Here is a 16,637-nt window from a genome sequence, read left to right on the forward strand (position 1 = left end):
TGTGCTTCACGAAATGTTTGGAGGTTTTCAATAGGACGGGGGAGGGTTGATGGAAAAAACATGAAATACATCGTCTTCATTCTGTTCACGGTCATGACCAATGCCGCCGCGCAACTCATGCTGAAGCAGGGCATGATGTCACTCGGTTCGATTTCCTTCGAAGGCGCCAATCCGTTGCTGAAGCTGTTGCAGATCGTCTTCAGCCCATGGATTTTCCTCGGCCTGTGCACCTTCGTCATCTCGATGGCGTCGCACCTCTATGTGCTGTCCAAAGTAGAGCTCAGCTTCGCCTATCCGTTCCTCAGTCTCGCCTATGTCGCCGTTGCGATCTTCGCCTATTTCATTTTCCGCGAAGACCTCAATGGCTGGCGTATCGCCGGCATCGCTTTCATCTGCGTCGGCACGGTGCTGATCGCCCAAAGCGGCCGGGATTTGGGTGGTCGCGGGCATGACGAGGAAACCGCCTCCCTTTCGTCCGACAAGATTCACAGTGGGATCGTTCGATGAGACATGTGATCTTCGGCGGCGACGGTTTCGTCGGCCGCCACCTTGCCCCAAAACTTCTGGCCGACGGCGAGGAGGTGGTCGTCGCCGATATCGCTAAAAGCGACCTGCCGCATTACCGCTCCGCCCGATATGTCGGGTGCGACGTCACCGATCCGGCCTCGGTCGATTCGGTCGGGCTGAAGGCCGACGACATGGTCTATAATCTGTCGGCGAAAATGCTGTCGCCGATCCAGGTGCGCGCCAGGCGCCACGAATTCTTCTTCCCGGTGAATTTCCACGGCACCGAGCACATCATGCAGGCGATGGACAGAGCCGGCGCGCCCAAGCTCGTCCATTACACGACCGACATGATCTACGGCCACACGGTCACGCAGCCGATGACCGAGGAACACCCGGTTGCGCCGCTCGGCGAGTATGGCTGGTCGAAGCAGAAGACCGAGGAACTGGCCGTCGAATGGCGCAAGCGCGGCATGTCGATCTCGCTGTTTCGGCCGCGCCTGATCATCGGCCCCGGCCGCCTCGGCATCCTCGAAAAACTGTTCAAGCTGATCGACTGGAACCTTCCGGTGCCGATGATCGGCTCGGGCAAGAACCCGTATCAGTTCATCTCGGTGTTCGACTGCGCCGAGGCGGCGCGCGCCGCGTGGAAGGCCGGCGTGCCTGATGAGGCCTATAATCTCGGCTCGCTCAACCCGCCGCCGGTCCGGAAATTGCTCGGCGACCTGATCAGGCATGCCGGCTCGAAATCGATCCTGATCCCGACCCCGGGCTGGGCAGTCAAGCGAACGCTCGACCTGCTCGACCTCTTGAACATGCCGATCATGGATCCGGAGCAGTATCTGATCGCCGACGAGGACTGCGTGCTCGACGTGTCCAAGGCCGAACGCCAGCTCGGCTGGGTGCCGCAATATCGCGACGAGGACATGCTGATCGCCGCCTACAGCGAATATCGCGCCAAGAAAGACGGCCATGCCGTCGCCGCCAAACATGTGCCCGCCGAGTGACGGGCCAGCAGGAGACTCTTGAGATGACCGTGATGACCAAGCCAGACCACACGACTGCGCGCGCCACGGTCAGCGCGCCGGCGCTTTCGCCCGCCACCACCGCCAAGCCCGATCTGATCAGCGTCGAGCAGGCCAAGGCGATGGACGTCGCGCGCATGACCGACCTGTTCAAGGCGCATCTCAACCCCGGCCAGCTGCATTTCATGAAGCTGCTCGGCTTCCACAAGATCAAGGTCGAGCGCGCCGAAGGCATGTTCTACATCGACCAGAACGGCCGCAAGATCCTCGATTTCTTCGGCGGCTTCGGCTCGCTGGCCTTCGGCCACAATCATCCGCGCCTTCTCGAGGCGCGCAAAAAGTTCCAGGAGGAGAAGCGGCACGAGATCGCCATCGCCTTCATGTCGCAATATGCGGCGGCGCTGGCGCACAATCTCGCCAAATGCTCGCCCGGCGACCTCGACATGGTGTTTCTGGGCTCTTCCGGCTCCGAAGCCATGGAGGCGGCGGTGAAGCTCGCCGAGCGCGCCGCCGGCCCGAAGCGGCCGAAAATCGTCTATGCCGAGAATTCCTTCCACGGCAAGACCAAGGGCGTGCTGGCGATCACCGACGGCTCGCTCTATCGCGCCGACTTCAAGATGGCCGACAATGTCATGCGCATTCCGTTCGGCGACGTCGAAGCGGTCGAGCGCACGTTCCGCTCCGATCCCGAGGTCGGCGTCATCGTGCTCGAAACCATCCAGGGCGGCGGCGGGATCATCCAGGCGCCTGCCGAATACTGGCAGAAGCTGCGTGCGCTCTGCGACCAATACGGTGTTCTGTGGGTCGCCGACGAGGTGCAGTGCGGCTATGGCCGCTCCGGCCGCTTCTATGCCTTCGAGCACTACGGCGTCGTTCCGGACGTGACGGCGCTGGCAAAGTCGCTCGGTGGCGGCAAGGCGGCGGTCGGCGCGATGATCGCCAGGCGCGAGGTCTATATGAAGGCCTACGGCACGCCGAAGACTGCGATGATCCACGCCATGGCCACCTTCGGCGGCATGGGCGAGGCCTGCGTCACCTCGATCGAGGCGCTCAACGTGCTTTACGACGAGGGGCTGATCGACAACGCCGCGGTCACCGGCGACTATCTGCTGCAACGCCTGCAGACGTTGCGGGAAAAATACCCGAAGATCATCAAGGAGGTCCGCGGCAAAGGCCTTATGGTCGGGCTGGAATTCCACGACTTTTCGCAGACCTTGCCGATGGTGCTGCGGCCTGTGGTCAGCGTGCTTGACGACAAGCTGAAGGGATCCTTGTCCGGTTTTATTGGTGCTTTGCTGCTGCGTGACTATGACGTGCTCGTTGCCTTCACCGAATACAACCGCAACGTCATCCGTCTCGAACCGCCGCTGATCTGCCAGCGCGAACATGTCGACCGCTTCGTCGAGGCGCTCGACAGCCTGTTGTCGCGCGGCATCGTGTCGATCGTGAAGGATTTCGTCAAAAGCCAGGTTCGTTAGCCAGGTGCGCCGAGCGAGACCATGCTGAGCAAGTCTCCGGCTCCGACAAACCTGCTCGACCGGCTGACCAAGGCCAGTCTGGCATGGGGCGAGGGCACATATGCGCGTCTNGCTGCCTTCGCGCTCTACATCCTGCTGACCGCGGCGACGGCATGGTTCATGCCTGACGCCAATTGGGACATGCTGCCCTACCTTGCGATCGCCGAGGAGGGCACCTATCGCGATGTGCAGGCGCTGCACGATTATGCCTATGGCACGGTCAGGGACGGCCTATCGGCGAGCGACTACAAGGCGCTGACCGATGATGGCGGCGGCTTCCGCAGTCATATGGCCGGGAATGCCGCCGATTTCCATTCGCTGCTCGGCATGTACCGGATCAAGTTCCTTTACGCCGAGATCCTGTCGACGATGAGCTCGGCGATGTCGCCGATCGCGGCAATGCGGCTGCTGCAGGTGTTCTCGGTGCTGCTGTTCGGCGCGATCGCGCTGCTCTGGCTGCGCTCAGAGGGCGCGCTGGCGCTGGCGCCGGTTCTCGGCGCGGTGCTGATGATGGCCGATTTCGGCGACGCGGCGCGGGCGTTGACGCCTGACCTGCTGTGCTCAGCGCTGTTCCTCGGCGGGCTCTTTGCCTATAGGCGCGGTCGTGAAGTGGCCACCGCGATCCTGCTCTTCCTCGCTTTCATGGCTCGGCCCGACAATATTGTTTTCCTTGCTATTTTTGCCGTGCTGCTGTTGGTCTTCCGGCAGAAGGCGTGGGGCGCGCTGGCCGGCTTTGCCGCCTCGCTCGTCGCCTATTTCGCCATCTCGCACTGGGCGCAGCATCCCGGCTGGTGGCCGCATCTGTGGTTCTCCTCGATCGAGCAGCACTACAATATGGCCGGCTTCGATCCGCCGTTCTCGGCTGTCGCCTACCTCCGGGCTTTTGCCGCCTCCCTGATCCGTGCCGTCAGCCTGAACAACTGGGTCGGCGTCTCGGTGATGGCGCTGGCGGGGTGGTATGCCTCAAGCCGTGCCGGCTTCAAGCTCGACCGCCGCGCCGGCATTCTGTTTGCGGCATTGGTGCTCGGCGTATTGGCCAAATTCACGGTCTTCCCGATCCACGACACCCGCATCTATTTTCCCAATCTGATCCCGCCATTCCTGCTGCTCGCCGGGCCATTCATGGCGTTGTGGGCATCAGCGAGCACCAAAGGGCGCGGCGCCGCGCCATTGCACGTCATTCCTGGAGACAAGTCATGAGTTCCGTTTCCAGCCTGGCGCGCATCGCGCTGTCGCTCGGCCTCCCCCCGCTGGCATCCTCGATCGCGGGCCGTCGATGCGCGGTACGAAGTTCCTGGCGAAGGCCGCGCTGAAGGCGCGCCTCAGTGGGGCAAAAAGGCGGTTCCAGATGGTCAATATCGGCGCCTGCGATGGCGTGTTGTTCGACGATGTGACGCCGTGGCTGCACCGCATCCCGCACGCTCGCGCCATACTGGTCGAGCCGATCCCGCACAACCAGAAGCGGTTGCGCGCCAACTATACCGATACGGGCCGCTTCATCATCGAGCCGGTCGCGGTGACGAAGAGCAAGGGAACGATCACGGTCCACACCTTCGATGCCGCCGCACTCGAGGCTGGCACGCTGCCGATCGAGTTCATCGGCTGCTCGTCGGTGACCGACACCAATCTGATGTCGGGCAAGAATGCCTGGGGCCAGGCCGATGCCAACTTCAATAAATTCGCGCCGCACCTCAGGGATATCGAAGTGCCGTCGGAGACATTGCAGACGCTGCTCGACCGCAACGGCATCACCCATATCGACGCCTTCCTTGTCGATTGCGAAGGCGCCGACTGGATCGTCTTCGAGCAGCTCGACCTCGAGCGCTACCGTCCCGGCATGATCAAGGTCGAGGTTGGTGCGTTGCCGGCGGCCGAGATCGGCCAGGTCGTGGTCAAGTTGAAGACCCCGGCTACCAGGTCGGCTTCCAGGCCGAGGACATCTGGGCCTTCGCCTGAGGGGTAGCCCCGGGCCCGAAAGCAGCTGATCTTTCGGGTCGCGTCGCATCTGCAGCGTGTCGCAAACAGGCGGTAGCACGGCGGCTGGCGCCTGCATATTGTGCGCCGATCAACGGGCGCCGGTGCCCGCTTTACCACTTTGGAGTCGCGGGCAATGGCAGGATTTCCGGAAAAGGCGAAGGTCGTCATCGTCGGGCTGGGCGGTATCGTCGGCGCGTCGGTCGCCCATCACCTGATCGAGCGCGGATGGGACGACATCGTCGGCATCGACAAGTCGGGGATCCCGACCGATATCGGCTCGACAGCGCACGCCTCCGACTTCTGCTACACCACCAGCCATGATTTCCTGTCCTGCTGGACGACGCTCTACTCCATCGATTTTTACGAAAAGATGGGTCACTACGCCCGTATCGGCGGCCTCGAGGTTGCCCGCGTCGGCGACGACGATCGCATGGCGGAGATCAAGCGCAAGATCGCCTCGGCAAAGGCTTTCGGAACGCGTGCCCGCCTGATCGAGCCGGCCGAGATCAAGCAGAAATTCCCGCTGATCGAAGAAGAGATGGTGCAGGGCGGCCTGTGGGATCCTGATGCCGGTCTTGTCATCCCGCGCTCGCAAACGGTCGCCGGCAAGCTGGTCGACCAGGCGGAAGCCTCCGGAAAACTCAAATCCTTCGCCAACACGCCGGCCAGGTCGCTCGTCGTGGAGAACGGTCGCATCAAGGGCGTGGTGACCGATCGCGGCACCATCGAAGCCGACTACGTGATCGTTTGCGCCGGTATCTGGGGCCGGCTGATCGCGGAAATGGTGGGTGAGGACCTGCCGGTCATGCCGATCGACCATCCGCTCACCTTCTTCGGGCCCTATACCGAGTTCGCCGGCACCGGCAAGGAGATCGGCTGGCCGCTGCTGCGCGACCAGGGCAACTCGGCTTACATGCGCGACACCGGCGATCCCAAGACCGCCGAAGGCGGGCAGATCGAGTGGGGCTACTACGAAGAGACCAATCCGCGCCTTTGCCATCCGCGCGACCTTCTGGAGAAGGACCAGGCCCGTCTATCGCCCTCGCAGCGCGACCTCGACATGGAACAGATCCTGGCGCCGCTCGAGCGCGCCATGGAACTGACGCCGATCCTGGGCGAACTGGGCTACAATGAGAGCCATTCCTTCAACGGGCTTCTGCAGGTGACGGCAGACGGCGGCCCCTCCATGGGCGAGAGCCAGAAGGTGCGGGGCCTTTGGTATGCCGTCGCGATCTGGGTCAAGGACGGCCCCGGCATGGGCAAGCTCATCGCCGACTGGATGACGGACGGCCGGACGTCGATCGACCACCACGCCATCGACTATTCGCGCTTCTATCCGCACCAGACGCAAGAGCAGTTCATCTGGGACCGCTGCACCGAAACGGCGATGAAGGTCTACAATCCGGCCGTCCATCCGCGCGAGCCCTTCTCCAAGGCTCGCGACGTGCGCCGCTCGCCCTTCTGGGAGCGCGAGAAGGAACTCGGCGGCTATTTCATGGAACTCGGCGGCTGGGAGCGCGCCCATGGCTATGCCGCCAACGAGCACCTGCTCGAGAAATATGGCAACCGCGTGCCGGTGCGCGAAAACGAGTGGGACAACCGCCATTTCTGGCGCGTCTCCAATGCCGAGCATCTCGCCATGAGCGAGGATTGCGGCATCGTCAACCTGTCGCATTTCGCAATGTACGACGTGGAAGGCCCTGATCATGTCGCGCTGATGGAGTGGCTGTGCGCGGCCAGGATCGGCGGCGACGGCAATATCGGCAAAGGCATCTACACCCATTTCCTCGACGATGAGGGCATGGTGCGCGCCGACCTGACCGTCATCCGCATGGCCGACCGCTGCCGTGTCATCGACGGCGCAGATGCCGGTCCGCGCGACTTCCACTACATGCGGCGGACGGCAGAAGACAAAGGGTTCGATGTCGCCATCACCGACGTGACCGAAAAATACGTGACCGTCGGTATCTGGGGTCCGAACGCCCGGGCAACATTGAGCAAGGTCGTGGAAGACCCGGACGGCCTGACGCCGGAGAATTTCCCCTTTGCGGCGATCAAGCCTGTCAGGATCGCCGGCAAGGACGTGACCGCTTTCCGGATCTCCTATGTCGGCGAGCAGGGCTGGGAACTGCACATGCGATACGAAGACGGCCTGGCCGTATGGGATGCTTTGCGTTCGACCGGCGTGATGGCTTTTGGCGTCGAGACCTATGCCAACAGCCGCCGCATGGAGAAGAGCCTGCGCCTGCAGAATGCGGATCTTTTGACCGAGTACAATCTGCTGGAGGCCGATCTTGCCCGCCCAAAGGTCAAGGAGGCCGATTTCAGTGGCAAGGCAAAGCATCTGGACTATCGCGCCCGCGCGCATCAGCCGGCCATGCTCTGCACACTTGTCATGACGGATAATGTCGATTCCAACGGCGTTGCCCGTTATCCCGTCGGCACGCTGCCGGTGATGGACCCGCAAACGGGTGAAACGCTGGTCGATGAACTCGGCCGCCGATCGTTCACGACCTCGGTCGCCTACGGCCCGACCATCGGCAAGAACATTGCGCTCGCCTATCTGCCGTGGACGTATTGCCAGGAGGGCCGCAAGCTGGATGTCGAATATTTCGGCGAGAAATACCCGGTCGAAGTGGCCGCCGTCGGCTACAGGCCGCTCTACGACCCGGAGAATCTCAAGCCACGAAGCTGAGCCTCCCACAAAAGAGGTGAGGGGCGGACTCGCAAAAATGTGAATGCAAGGACTTAAGGCGCGTCACGTTTTGTGGGGTCATGCGGCAGCGCCTTAAGTTCTCGTTTTTATGCAAGTCGTTGCCCAAACCCGCTGCGCATCCTTGGTTCAAGCCCGAGGGCATGCTTTTGGACGACATGCATTAGCCCGGGGCTAGGCTTTTCGCTTTGTGGCGCGACGATTTTCGCTTACCTTGCGGCATGTCTGCTTTTCCCCGCGCAGGACATCTCCTCTCAGGCGCCGCCGCGCTGGCGCTGACGTTCGTCCAGGCGCCGGAATCCCGCGCTGCCGATCCCGTTGACGTCGAACTGGTGCTGGCGGTCGACGTTTCGCTGTCGATGTCGCCGGCCGAACTCGAAATCCAGCGTCGCGGCTATGTCGCGGCACTGACGCATGACACGGTACTGCAGGCCATCGCCGACGGCGCCTACGGCAAGATTGCCGTCACCTATGTCGAATGGGCCGGCACGACCTGGCAGCACATCATCGTGCCGTGGACGGTGATCGCCAATCGTGCCGACGCCGAGCGGGTGGTCGAGCAACTCTCCGCCCATGCGCCCAACAGCGCGCGGCGCACCTCGATTTCCGGTGCCTTGCAATTCAGCAGCGATCTCTTCGCCGAGAGCGGCTTTCAGGGCGTCAAGCGCGTCATCGACATTTCAGGCGATGGCCCCAACAATCAAGGTGCCCCCGTCGACATCATCCGTGACGAACTGGTCAGGCAAGGCATTACCATCAACGGCCTGCCGCTGATGACCCGGGGCGGCTTCACCAGCGTCTACGACGTCAACTATCTCGACCGCTATTACACAGACTGCGTCATCGGCGGGCCCGGCGCGTTCATGATCCCGGTCAACGAGTGGACGCAGTTTCCCGAAGCGATCCGCCGCAAGCTGGTGCTTGAGCTTGCCGGGCCTGCCTCACCGCAATGGGCGGCGGAAGAAGCGGCGCATCCGCCGGTGGTGCTGGCGCAGGACAAGCCGGCCACCGACTGCCTGGTCGGCGAGAAAATGTGGCGCGACCGAAGCTGGATGTTCGACACCCGCTAGACTTCCATCGCCATCCGCCAGAGGTACGCGTGCAAAATATTGCCTTGCCTTGTCTACGCGGCCAGCAACTGCTTGCGATCGACGCGCTCCTGCTGCGGCGAGCGCGCATAGAGCTCGCGGTAGCATTTGGAGAAATGCGAGGCGGAGACGAAGCCGCAAGCGACCGCCACTTCGACCACCGGCAGCGATGATTGGATCAGCAAGTGCCGAGCCCGGTCGAGGCGGATCTCCAGATAGTAGCGGGCAGGGGATCGTCCCATCTCGGTGCGGAACAGGCGCTCGATCTGCCGGCGTGACAGGTCGACATGGTCGGCGATCTCGATCAACGACAGCGGCTCGGACAGGTTTGCTTCCATCAATTCGATGATGGTCAGCACCTTGGAGTTCTGCACGCCAAGGCGTGCGCGCAGCGGCAGGCGCTGGCGATCGGTCGGGCTGCGCACGCGGTCAGTCAAGACCTGCTCGCAGACCCGGTTAACGAGATTGTCGTCGAAATCGTCGCCGATCAGCTTCAGCATCATATCGAGCGCCGCGGTGCCGCCGGCGCAGGTGTAGATGTTCTGGTCGATCTCGAAGAGGTCGGCAAAGACATTGGCCTTCGGGAACGCTTCGGAAAAGCCCGGCAGGTTCTCCCAATGAATGGCGCAGCGCTTGTTGGACAACAGGCCGGCGGCGGCCAGTATATGAGCGCCAGTGCACAGGCCGCCGATGGCGACGCCGCGATTGTATTCCTCGCGCAGCCAGGCGAAGGCCGATTTGTTCTGGTAGCGCTCGACATTGATGCCGCTGCAAACGACCGCCATGTTCGGCCGTTCGGAGCCGGACATCTTCTTGCGTTCGTCCTCCAGCGAGGTGTCGACGGCGCATTCGACGCCGTTCGAGGCGCGCACCGGCTTGCCGTCGATGCTGGCGAGCCGCCAGCGGTAGGCTTCGTAGCCGAGCATCCGGTTGGCCGAGCGCAACGGATCGAGCGCCGTTGCAAAGGCGATCATGGTGAAATCGGGGACCAGGAAGAATACAAACGATCGCCTGATCGGATGATTTACGACGTTCACAGGGTAACCCTCACGCTGCAATGGCGCGAACAGGATGTCGCGATCAGCATAGCGACATCAGGAAAAATCTTTCTTGTCAATCGGCTAGGCGGCAACGAAAAGACTTTATTTGCGACATGGGTCGCAAATGGGCAATCGCTATGCGATGACGGACCCGACATGCTGCCGGATTAAGCATTTGCCGCGTGTGGTCGGGGCATGACCAAGCAACGCCGCCTCGGCAAACCGAAGCGGCGCTGTGATCAACTTCGAAGCAGCAGCAGCGAGCGCCGCTTGCGAGCTTGGCAGATCAGGCGACGAAGCCGAGGCGTGCGGCGGCCACGGCGCCGGTCTGGCCCGGCATGGTGTTGGCAAGGCGCTGGCGCTCGAGCGCGGTCGTCAGGCTCATTTCACGGCGAGCAAAAAGGCGGGCAAAAAGCTTCATCATCATCTCCATTCGGTTGCTCAGACGGGTCGCCTTCGCGTGATGGAGTGGGGCAGCTCGTTGGCTGGCGCTGATATAGGCTTACGTGAAGGGAAACTAAATCACAAAAGCGAAGCACTTGACATGAAAAGCGACATGGCATGCGATAAGTTTGGGCAGTCTGCCCAAGATTTGTGAATATGTACAAGGCGTTAGGCAGGAATCCCGCTGCTATGCGGCGTATTCATATGCGTCATGCAACGGCGACATGGCTCTAAATGAACATTTGATCAACAAATAAAAAGGCCTGCCGGACATGGTCTGTGCGGCAGGCCTTCAGCTTTTGATACACACGATCTATTTTGCTCCGCCAGCCCAGGATCCAACGCCGTGTCGAGTGCCGGTCTTGGTGTCGGCGGCTTCAGGCCAGCCGATATCCTTCTGCAGTTCGATCGGCAGAGAGCGGATGGCGCGTTCGGTCTGGTAGCGGGCGCGGGCCGCGCTGAATTCGGTCGCGATGCGGCCGATGGATGACAGGACAGACATTTCAATTCTCCTTTAGGGTTGGGTCGGGTGCCGGTCGCTCGGCGCACCAAGCGCTACATCCGGTTTGTTTCAGCTTCATTTCGCGTCGATTGCAGATCCGTGTAATCGCCGTCTGCCTTCGATGGAGTTGACTATCCTCCCAAAGTGATGTTCAATCAAACGAAATGGAATGATAGTTTGCATCAGAAAAATTGAAGGTCGATCCCGATGAACGCCCCACTCAATCATCCGTTGCCGCTGCTCGATCTCGACGTCTTGCGCACCTTCGTGGCGATCGCCGAGACCGGCAGTTTCACCACCGCTGCCAGTGCCGTCTTCCGCACGCCGTCGGCCGTCTCCATGCAGATCAAGAAGCTGGAGGACATTCTCGGCCGCTCGGTGTTTGCGCGCGACGCGCGCTCGGTGACGCTGACCACGGATGGCGAGATGCTGCTCGGCTACGCCCGCCGGCTGTTGTCGATCAACCGCGAGGTGGTGTCGAAGTTCATCATCCCCGACATTGTCGGGGTGGTGCGGCTCGGCTCGCCCGACGACTATGGCGAGCGCGTGCTGCCGCACGTGCTGAAGCGTTTTGCACAGTCGCATCCTTCGATCGCCGTCGACGTGACCATCGACCAGAGCGTTAATCTGCGTCGGCGCATGGACGACCGGGCGCTCGACATCACGCTTCTCACCAATTCATACAAGACCAGCGCGCTCGGCGCCGAAGTGCTGCTCACCGAACCGATCGTCTGGGCCGGCGCCAAGGGCGGCTGCGCGCATCTGCGCGAACCGCTGCCGGTGTCATTGTGGGAAGAGGGCTGCGCCTGGCGGGCCGGGGCGCTCGAAGCGCTTGGGCGTGAGGGCCGCAACTACCGCGTCGCCTATATGAGTGCGCACACCGCCGGCCAGCGCGCCGCAATCATGTCCGACCTCGCGGTGGCGCCGCTGCCGAAATCGTTCCTCGGCAGCGACATGGTCGAGCTTTGCCCGAAGGACGGCATGCCCGATATCGGCACCTACAATCTGGCCATGGTCGTGGCGCCGGACGCCAGCGCGCCAGTGAAAGCCGTTGCCGATCACATCCGCGCGACCTTCGAAGTGTTCAAAGAAACCGGAAAGTTTTGATTCAGGACTTCGACGGCGTAGACAGGTTGTGAGTGGGGACTTCACGACCTGTCCTTTGCAGTGCCAATTCGCCGGCCTTGGCATGATAGCTTTCGGTGTCGCTGGCTAAAAACGTCACGATGCTGTCCCGCGCGCGCCGCGCTTCTGGCATGTCGATCAGCGGCCAAGCATGGAACATGCCTTGCTCGTGCACAACCTCTATCGCGACACCGGCGGCACGGGCCTTTTGCGCGAAGATCAGATTGTCGGGGGTCAGCATGTCGCGCGAACCGGTCAAAAGCAGCGTTTTCGGCAACACCGAGAGGTCACCGTAAAGCGGACTGATGCGCCAGTCGCTGGGATCTATGCCGGCACTGTAGAGCCGGACTGCCTCCAGCCCGCCAGGAATTCCCAGCCACGGATCGTAGCGTTCCGCCTCGAACACTTCGGGGTTGGCGAGCGACAGATCGAGCCCGGGCGAAATCAGCACATGGCGCGACGGCAATGGCAGGTCGGCTTCCGCGGCCATCATGGTCAGCACCACGGCCATGTTGCCGCCGGCGGAATCGCCAATGAAGACGATGTCCTGCGCTTCCGTTTCGTCGAGCATCTGACGGTAGACCTCGCCGACCATGCCGAACATGGCGTGGAAATCGTGTTCGGGAGCAATGGGGTAGATCGGCACGGTGATGCCGAAGCCCAGCCGGTCGGCCATATCGGCGATCAGTCCCCAGTGATAAGACGTGATTTGAAAGACATAGGCGCCGCCATGCAGGTAGAGGATCCGCTTTCGCTCGCCGGTCTTCGGCGCGATCTCGTACACGGGAAAGCCGTCCACGCTGCGCGTCGCGATCTCGAAACGCTGATGCAGCGATGCGGGCGGCTGATGGTTCTCCGTCTTGCGGGCGTAGGCGATCCAGCGCTGCAGGTTTTCCGGGCTGGAAAAGGCTTTCTTGCGGCTATACCTGAGCACGAAGGAAACGACGTGGCTTTTGATACTGGGCATGCGGACACACGGACTTCGGCTGAGCCGACTAAGAGAACCCCTCGCAATCGAAGATCGTGCCTTCGCCCAGAATGTCAAGATTTGCGCGGTCTCAACACGGCCCTGTGATCTGGCTGGCAATCAAGGCCAGCGCAGCATCGCTCAGCGCCTGGGCAGCAGTACGGCGCGCAGCCGACGGTCGCTTGCTGCCGGAGCCGGATGACGGTTCCGGCGCTTGGCCAGCAGCTTGCATTTGTCGGCGAAGGTCATCAGCGCGCCGAACCCAAAAGCAGGGCCGAGAAGGTGACCTGCGGGTCGTTGCGCGGCGACACGGGCCAGCCGATATCCTTCTGAATTTCGGGCGGCAGGCTGTTCATGGCCCGGACCGATCTGTTCCTGTTGTGCGCATGCTTGATGGCCGTACCAAAGCGGCCGAGGCTTTCGAACATCGACATCTTCATCTCCCTTGGAGTGCTGCGGCGGCTGAAAGTTATTTCCTGCCTGCCGTTCGATGCCGGTTAAATGCGCCGCGTGTGTATCGGGTGGATTTCGCGAAAACAGCGCCTTGTTTCTGTTTGGGCTGATCCGGAAACATATGCATGCAAATGAGAATGAGGGTGAGTGCAGCTTTTAGCAGCGGGATGCTACCCCCGGCCGCGCCGGGCGGCGTGGCCTTCGCGCGAACGACGCCGTGGGGCGGCATCGCCGGCAATGCCGTCCTCGCTCACGGTCTTGCGCGGCGGCAGCTTCACCGCCGCCGATAGTTTTGGGAACGGGTCGATCTTGTTCGGCAGCGCCATGGCATAGACGAAATGCTCCTGGAATCTCGGCTCCAGCGCCGTCTCGATCTTCTCGATCCGGCTCACCGTTTCCTCGATCTCGCGGCGATAGCCGCGATTGAGCAGCGCCATGCGCGCACCGGCACCGGCGGCGTTGCCGACGGCCGAGACCTTGTCGAGATCGCAGTCGGGGATCAGTCCCAGCACCATGGCGTATTTCGGATCGATGAAGGAGCCGAAGGCGCCGGCGAAGTGGATGCGGTCGACATGATCGGTGTGCTGCTTTTCCATCAACAGCTTGGTGCCGGCATAGAGTGCTGCCTTGGCGAGCTGGATGGCGCGCACGTCGGTCTGGGTGATGGTGATCCTCGGCTCACCCTCCTTCAGCACGTAGGAGAAGGTGCGGCCACTGGCGGTGACGCGCGGCGAGCGGGCGCAGAGCCCACCGTCGACGACGCCGTCCTCGGAGATGATGCCGGCCAGGTACATCTCGGCGACCACCTCGATGATGCCGGAGCCGCAGATGCCGGTGACGCCGGTTGCCTGGACGCTGTCGAGGAAGCCGGGCTCGTCGGACCACAGTTCCGAGCCGATGACGCGGTATTTCGGCTCCAGCGTGTCGGGATCGATGCGGACGCGCTCGATGGCGCCGGGCGCAGCGCGCTGGCCGCCGGAGATTTCCGCGCCCTCGAAGGCCGGACCGGTGGGCGACGAGGCCGCCACGACGCGCTTGCGATTGCCGAGCACGATCTCGGCATTGGTGCCGACATCGACGATCAGCATCATCTCGTCCTGGCGGTGCGGGCCTTCCGACAGCGTCACCGCAGCCGCGTCGGCGCCGACATGGCCGGCGATGCAAGGCAGCATGTAGAGCCTAGCGCCCTGGTTGAGCTTCAGGCCGATATCCGACGCCTTGATGTGCACGGCGCCCGAGACAGCCAGCGCGAAGGGCGCGCCGCCGAGTTCGGTCGGGTCGATGCCGAGGAACAAATGGTGCATGATCGGATTGCCGACGAAGACGCAATCCAGGATGTCGTTGCGCTGGACGTTGCCTTCCGCGCAAACCTTGTCGACGAGGCCCGAGATCGCCTCGCGCACCGCGACCGTCATGCCTTCGCGGCCGTCCGGGTTCATCATCACATAGGAAACGCGGCTCATCAGATCCTCGCCGAAGCGGATCTGCGGGTTCGACGTGCCTGACGAGGCGGCGACGCGGCCCGACAGCAGCGACACCAGATGCATGGCGATGGTGGTCGAGCCGATATCGCAGGCAAGCCCGTAGGCCTCGTTCTTGAGGCCGGGCCACAACGAGATGACCCGCGCGGTCTCGCTGTCGGCATCCTTGTGGATGGCGGCGGTCGCGGTCCAGTTGCCTTTGCGCAGGATGACTTGCACCTGCGGCAGCAGATGGAAATCGAAATCGAGGCTGTTGAGCCCCCAGTCCTTCATCAGCGCGATCTTCAGGCGATCGAGATCGCCTGATGGATTGTGCATGTCGGGCTCTTCGATCTCGACATAGCACATGTGGATTGCCGAATCGCGGGCAATGACCCTGGTGTCGGCATCCTTGCGAATGGTCTGGGCGTTGATGACCGTGTCCTGCGGCACATCCACGACGAGATCGCCCAGGATCTGCGCCGAGCAGGACAGGCGGCGCCGTTCGGGAAGGCCGCGCACGCGTTCGTAGCGTTCCTCCTTGGCGCCCTTGGGCGAGATGTGGTCGTTGGAAGAGACGATCTTGTGCTTGGCGAAATTGCCTTCCTGCACCTCGACCTGGCAGCGCCCGCAGGTGGCGCGTCCACCGCACACGCTCTCGACATAGACGCCGAGCTGGCGTGCGGCATCGAGCACCGGCGTGCCGACCGGAAACCGCCCGCGCTTGCCGGACGGCATGAACAGCACGAGTGGATCGGTGATGTTGGCAGGAGAGTTCACGATTGCGCGCTTATCCTCGGGCCATACGGGCTTCACGACCCCCGCGCCGGCGACCGCCATTGCCATTACCTTCGCCCGGCGCATTGACTTGCGTGGGCGCCGCGATCGCCTGGCCGCCTTCGGCCGGCTTGTAGTCCTTGTAGGTCCTGATCCAGTTGGTGCAGTTCTCGTCGGTGCCGTTCAGCACATTGGCGCCGCGCACCGCTTCCATCTCTTGCGGACGCACCGGGTTCATGATCGCCGAGGTCATGCCGGCGCCGATCACCATCGGGATGAAGGCAGCATTGATGCCGTGGCGGTGCGGCAGGCCGAACGAGATGTTTGACAGGCCGCAAGTGGTGTTTACCTTGAGCTCTTCACGCAGCCGGCGCAGCAGGGCAAAGACCTGGCGGCCGGCGTCGCCGAGCGCGCCGATCGGCATGACCAGCGGGTCGACGACCACGTCATGCGCCGGAATGCCGAAATCGGCGCAGCGCTCGACGATCTTCTTGGCTACGGCGAAGCGCACATCCGGATCCATCGAAATGCCTGTCTCGTCGTTGGAGATGGCAACCACCGGGACATTGTATTTCTTGACCAGCGGCAGGATGGCTTCGAGCTTTTCTTCCTCGCCGGTGACGGAGTTGACCAGCGGCCGGCCCTTGGCGACCCTGAGCGCCGCCTCGATCGCCGCGGTCACCGAACTGTCGATCGACAGCGGCAGGTCGACCAGCCCCTGCACGATCTCCAGCGTCTGCACCAGCAGGCCGGGTTCGGTCTCGTTCGGGTTGACCGAGGTGACGCCGGCATTGACGTCGAGCATGGTCGCGCCGCAGGCGGCCTGTTCCAGCGCGTCCCTGATGACGGTATCGAAATTGCCTGCGATCATCTCGGCCGCGAGCTTCTTGCGCCCGGTTGGATTGATGCGCTCACCGATCACGCAGAAGGGCTGGTCGAAGCCGATGATGATTTCTCGTGTCGCCGAGGCGACGATCGTCCGGGTCATGCAATCTCTCCCTCGTGATATAAAGACTTCTTTATATCGTTTCTGTTTTCGATCAAG

At 62.4% G+C, this 16,637-nt stretch carries 15 protein-coding genes; 8 read left to right on the forward strand and 7 right to left on the reverse strand.

What is annotated here, in order from left to right; translation table 11 throughout:
• The first annotated feature begins 60 nt into the window (after nucleotides 1-60).
• The 7 genes from X738_RS56375 (at nucleotide 61) to X738_RS56405 (ending at nucleotide 8,806) form a co-directional block, all read left to right on the forward strand.
• On the forward strand, nucleotides 61-507 hold the full coding sequence (locus X738_RS56375) for an EamA family transporter (RefSeq protein WP_023798913.1): 447 nt from the start codon (nucleotides 61-63) through the stop codon (nucleotides 505-507).
• Nucleotides 504-1,511 carry an NAD-dependent epimerase/dehydratase family protein gene (locus X738_RS56380; protein WP_023798914.1) on the forward strand — a complete coding sequence of 336 codons (1,008 nt, stop codon included), beginning with the start codon at nucleotides 504-506 and terminating at the stop codon, nucleotides 1,509-1,511. The genes X738_RS56375 and X738_RS56380 overlap by 4 nt, the downstream gene beginning before the upstream one ends.
• Nucleotides 1,512-1,534: 23 nt before the next feature.
• Nucleotides 1,535-3,007, forward strand: coding sequence for an aspartate aminotransferase family protein (locus tag X738_RS56385; RefSeq protein WP_023798915.1), 1,473 nt, complete (start codon nucleotides 1,535-1,537; stop codon nucleotides 3,005-3,007).
• Nucleotides 3,008-3,028: 21 nt separating this feature from the next.
• The gene (locus tag X738_RS56390) at nucleotides 3,029-4,246 is read left to right on the forward strand and encodes a hypothetical protein (RefSeq protein WP_023798916.1); all 1,218 of its coding nucleotides are present in this window, start codon (nucleotides 3,029-3,031) and stop codon (nucleotides 4,244-4,246) included.
• 76 nt (nucleotides 4,247-4,322) lie between these two features.
• Complete coding sequence (locus X738_RS56395; RefSeq protein WP_245277642.1) at nucleotides 4,323-5,009, forward strand: FkbM family methyltransferase; 687 nt, start codon at nucleotides 4,323-4,325, stop codon at nucleotides 5,007-5,009.
• 147 nt (nucleotides 5,010-5,156) lie between these two features.
• Nucleotides 5,157-7,718, forward strand: a complete 2,562-nt coding sequence (locus X738_RS56400; RefSeq protein ID WP_023798917.1) for a GcvT family protein — start codon at nucleotides 5,157-5,159, stop codon at nucleotides 7,716-7,718.
• 239 nt (nucleotides 7,719-7,957) lie between these two features.
• On the forward strand, nucleotides 7,958-8,806 hold the full coding sequence (locus X738_RS56405) for a DUF1194 domain-containing protein (RefSeq protein WP_023798918.1): 849 nt from the start codon (nucleotides 7,958-7,960) through the stop codon (nucleotides 8,804-8,806).
• Nucleotides 8,807-8,859: 53 nt separating this feature from the next.
• Here the strand turns inward: X738_RS56405 and X738_RS56410 are convergent, their stop codons facing one another.
• The 3 genes from X738_RS56410 to X738_RS56415 form a co-directional block, all read right to left on the reverse strand.
• Complete coding sequence (locus X738_RS56410; protein WP_268931722.1) at nucleotides 8,860-9,798, reverse strand: GlxA family transcriptional regulator; 939 nt, start codon at nucleotides 9,796-9,798, stop codon at nucleotides 8,860-8,862.
• A 352-nt stretch (nucleotides 9,799-10,150) separates the two neighbouring features.
• Nucleotides 10,151-10,297, reverse strand: a complete 147-nt coding sequence (locus X738_RS82545) for a hypothetical protein (RefSeq protein ID WP_198032808.1) — start codon at nucleotides 10,295-10,297, stop codon at nucleotides 10,151-10,153.
• Between the two features lie 324 nt (nucleotides 10,298-10,621).
• Complete coding sequence (locus tag X738_RS56415; RefSeq protein WP_023798922.1) at nucleotides 10,622-10,810, reverse strand: hypothetical protein; 189 nt, start codon at nucleotides 10,808-10,810, stop codon at nucleotides 10,622-10,624.
• A 207-nt stretch (nucleotides 10,811-11,017) separates the two neighbouring features.
• Between X738_RS56415 and X738_RS56420 the strand changes: the two genes are divergently transcribed.
• The gene (locus X738_RS56420) at nucleotides 11,018-11,917 is read left to right on the forward strand and encodes a LysR substrate-binding domain-containing protein (protein ID WP_023798923.1); all 900 of its coding nucleotides are present in this window, start codon (nucleotides 11,018-11,020) and stop codon (nucleotides 11,915-11,917) included.
• Between the two features lies 1 nt (nucleotide 11,918).
• On the opposite strand, the gene X738_RS56425 is transcribed toward X738_RS56420, so the two are convergent.
• From X738_RS56425 to X738_RS56440, 4 genes are all read right to left on the reverse strand, one after another.
• Nucleotides 11,919-12,902, reverse strand: coding sequence for an alpha/beta hydrolase (locus X738_RS56425; protein ID WP_023798924.1), 984 nt, complete (start codon nucleotides 12,900-12,902; stop codon nucleotides 11,919-11,921).
• Nucleotides 12,903-13,150: 248 nt separating this feature from the next.
• The gene (locus X738_RS56430; protein WP_023798926.1) at nucleotides 13,151-13,336 is read right to left on the reverse strand and encodes a hypothetical protein; all 186 of its coding nucleotides are present in this window, start codon (nucleotides 13,334-13,336) and stop codon (nucleotides 13,151-13,153) included.
• A gap of 189 nt (nucleotides 13,337-13,525) precedes the next feature.
• Nucleotides 13,526-15,655, reverse strand: a complete 2,130-nt coding sequence (locus tag X738_RS56435; RefSeq protein WP_036269602.1) for an ASKHA domain-containing protein — start codon at nucleotides 15,653-15,655, stop codon at nucleotides 13,526-13,528.
• Nucleotides 15,606-16,580, reverse strand: a complete 975-nt coding sequence (locus X738_RS56440) for a methyltetrahydrofolate cobalamin methyltransferase (protein WP_023798928.1) — start codon at nucleotides 16,578-16,580, stop codon at nucleotides 15,606-15,608. Before X738_RS56440 ends, X738_RS56435 begins: the two co-directional genes overlap by 50 nt.
• Between the last annotated feature and the right edge of the window lie 57 nt (nucleotides 16,581-16,637).

The sequence above is a fragment of the Mesorhizobium sp. L48C026A00 genome, assembly GCF_000502375.1.
Lineage (GTDB): Bacteria > Pseudomonadota > Alphaproteobacteria > Rhizobiales > Rhizobiaceae > Mesorhizobium > Mesorhizobium muleiense.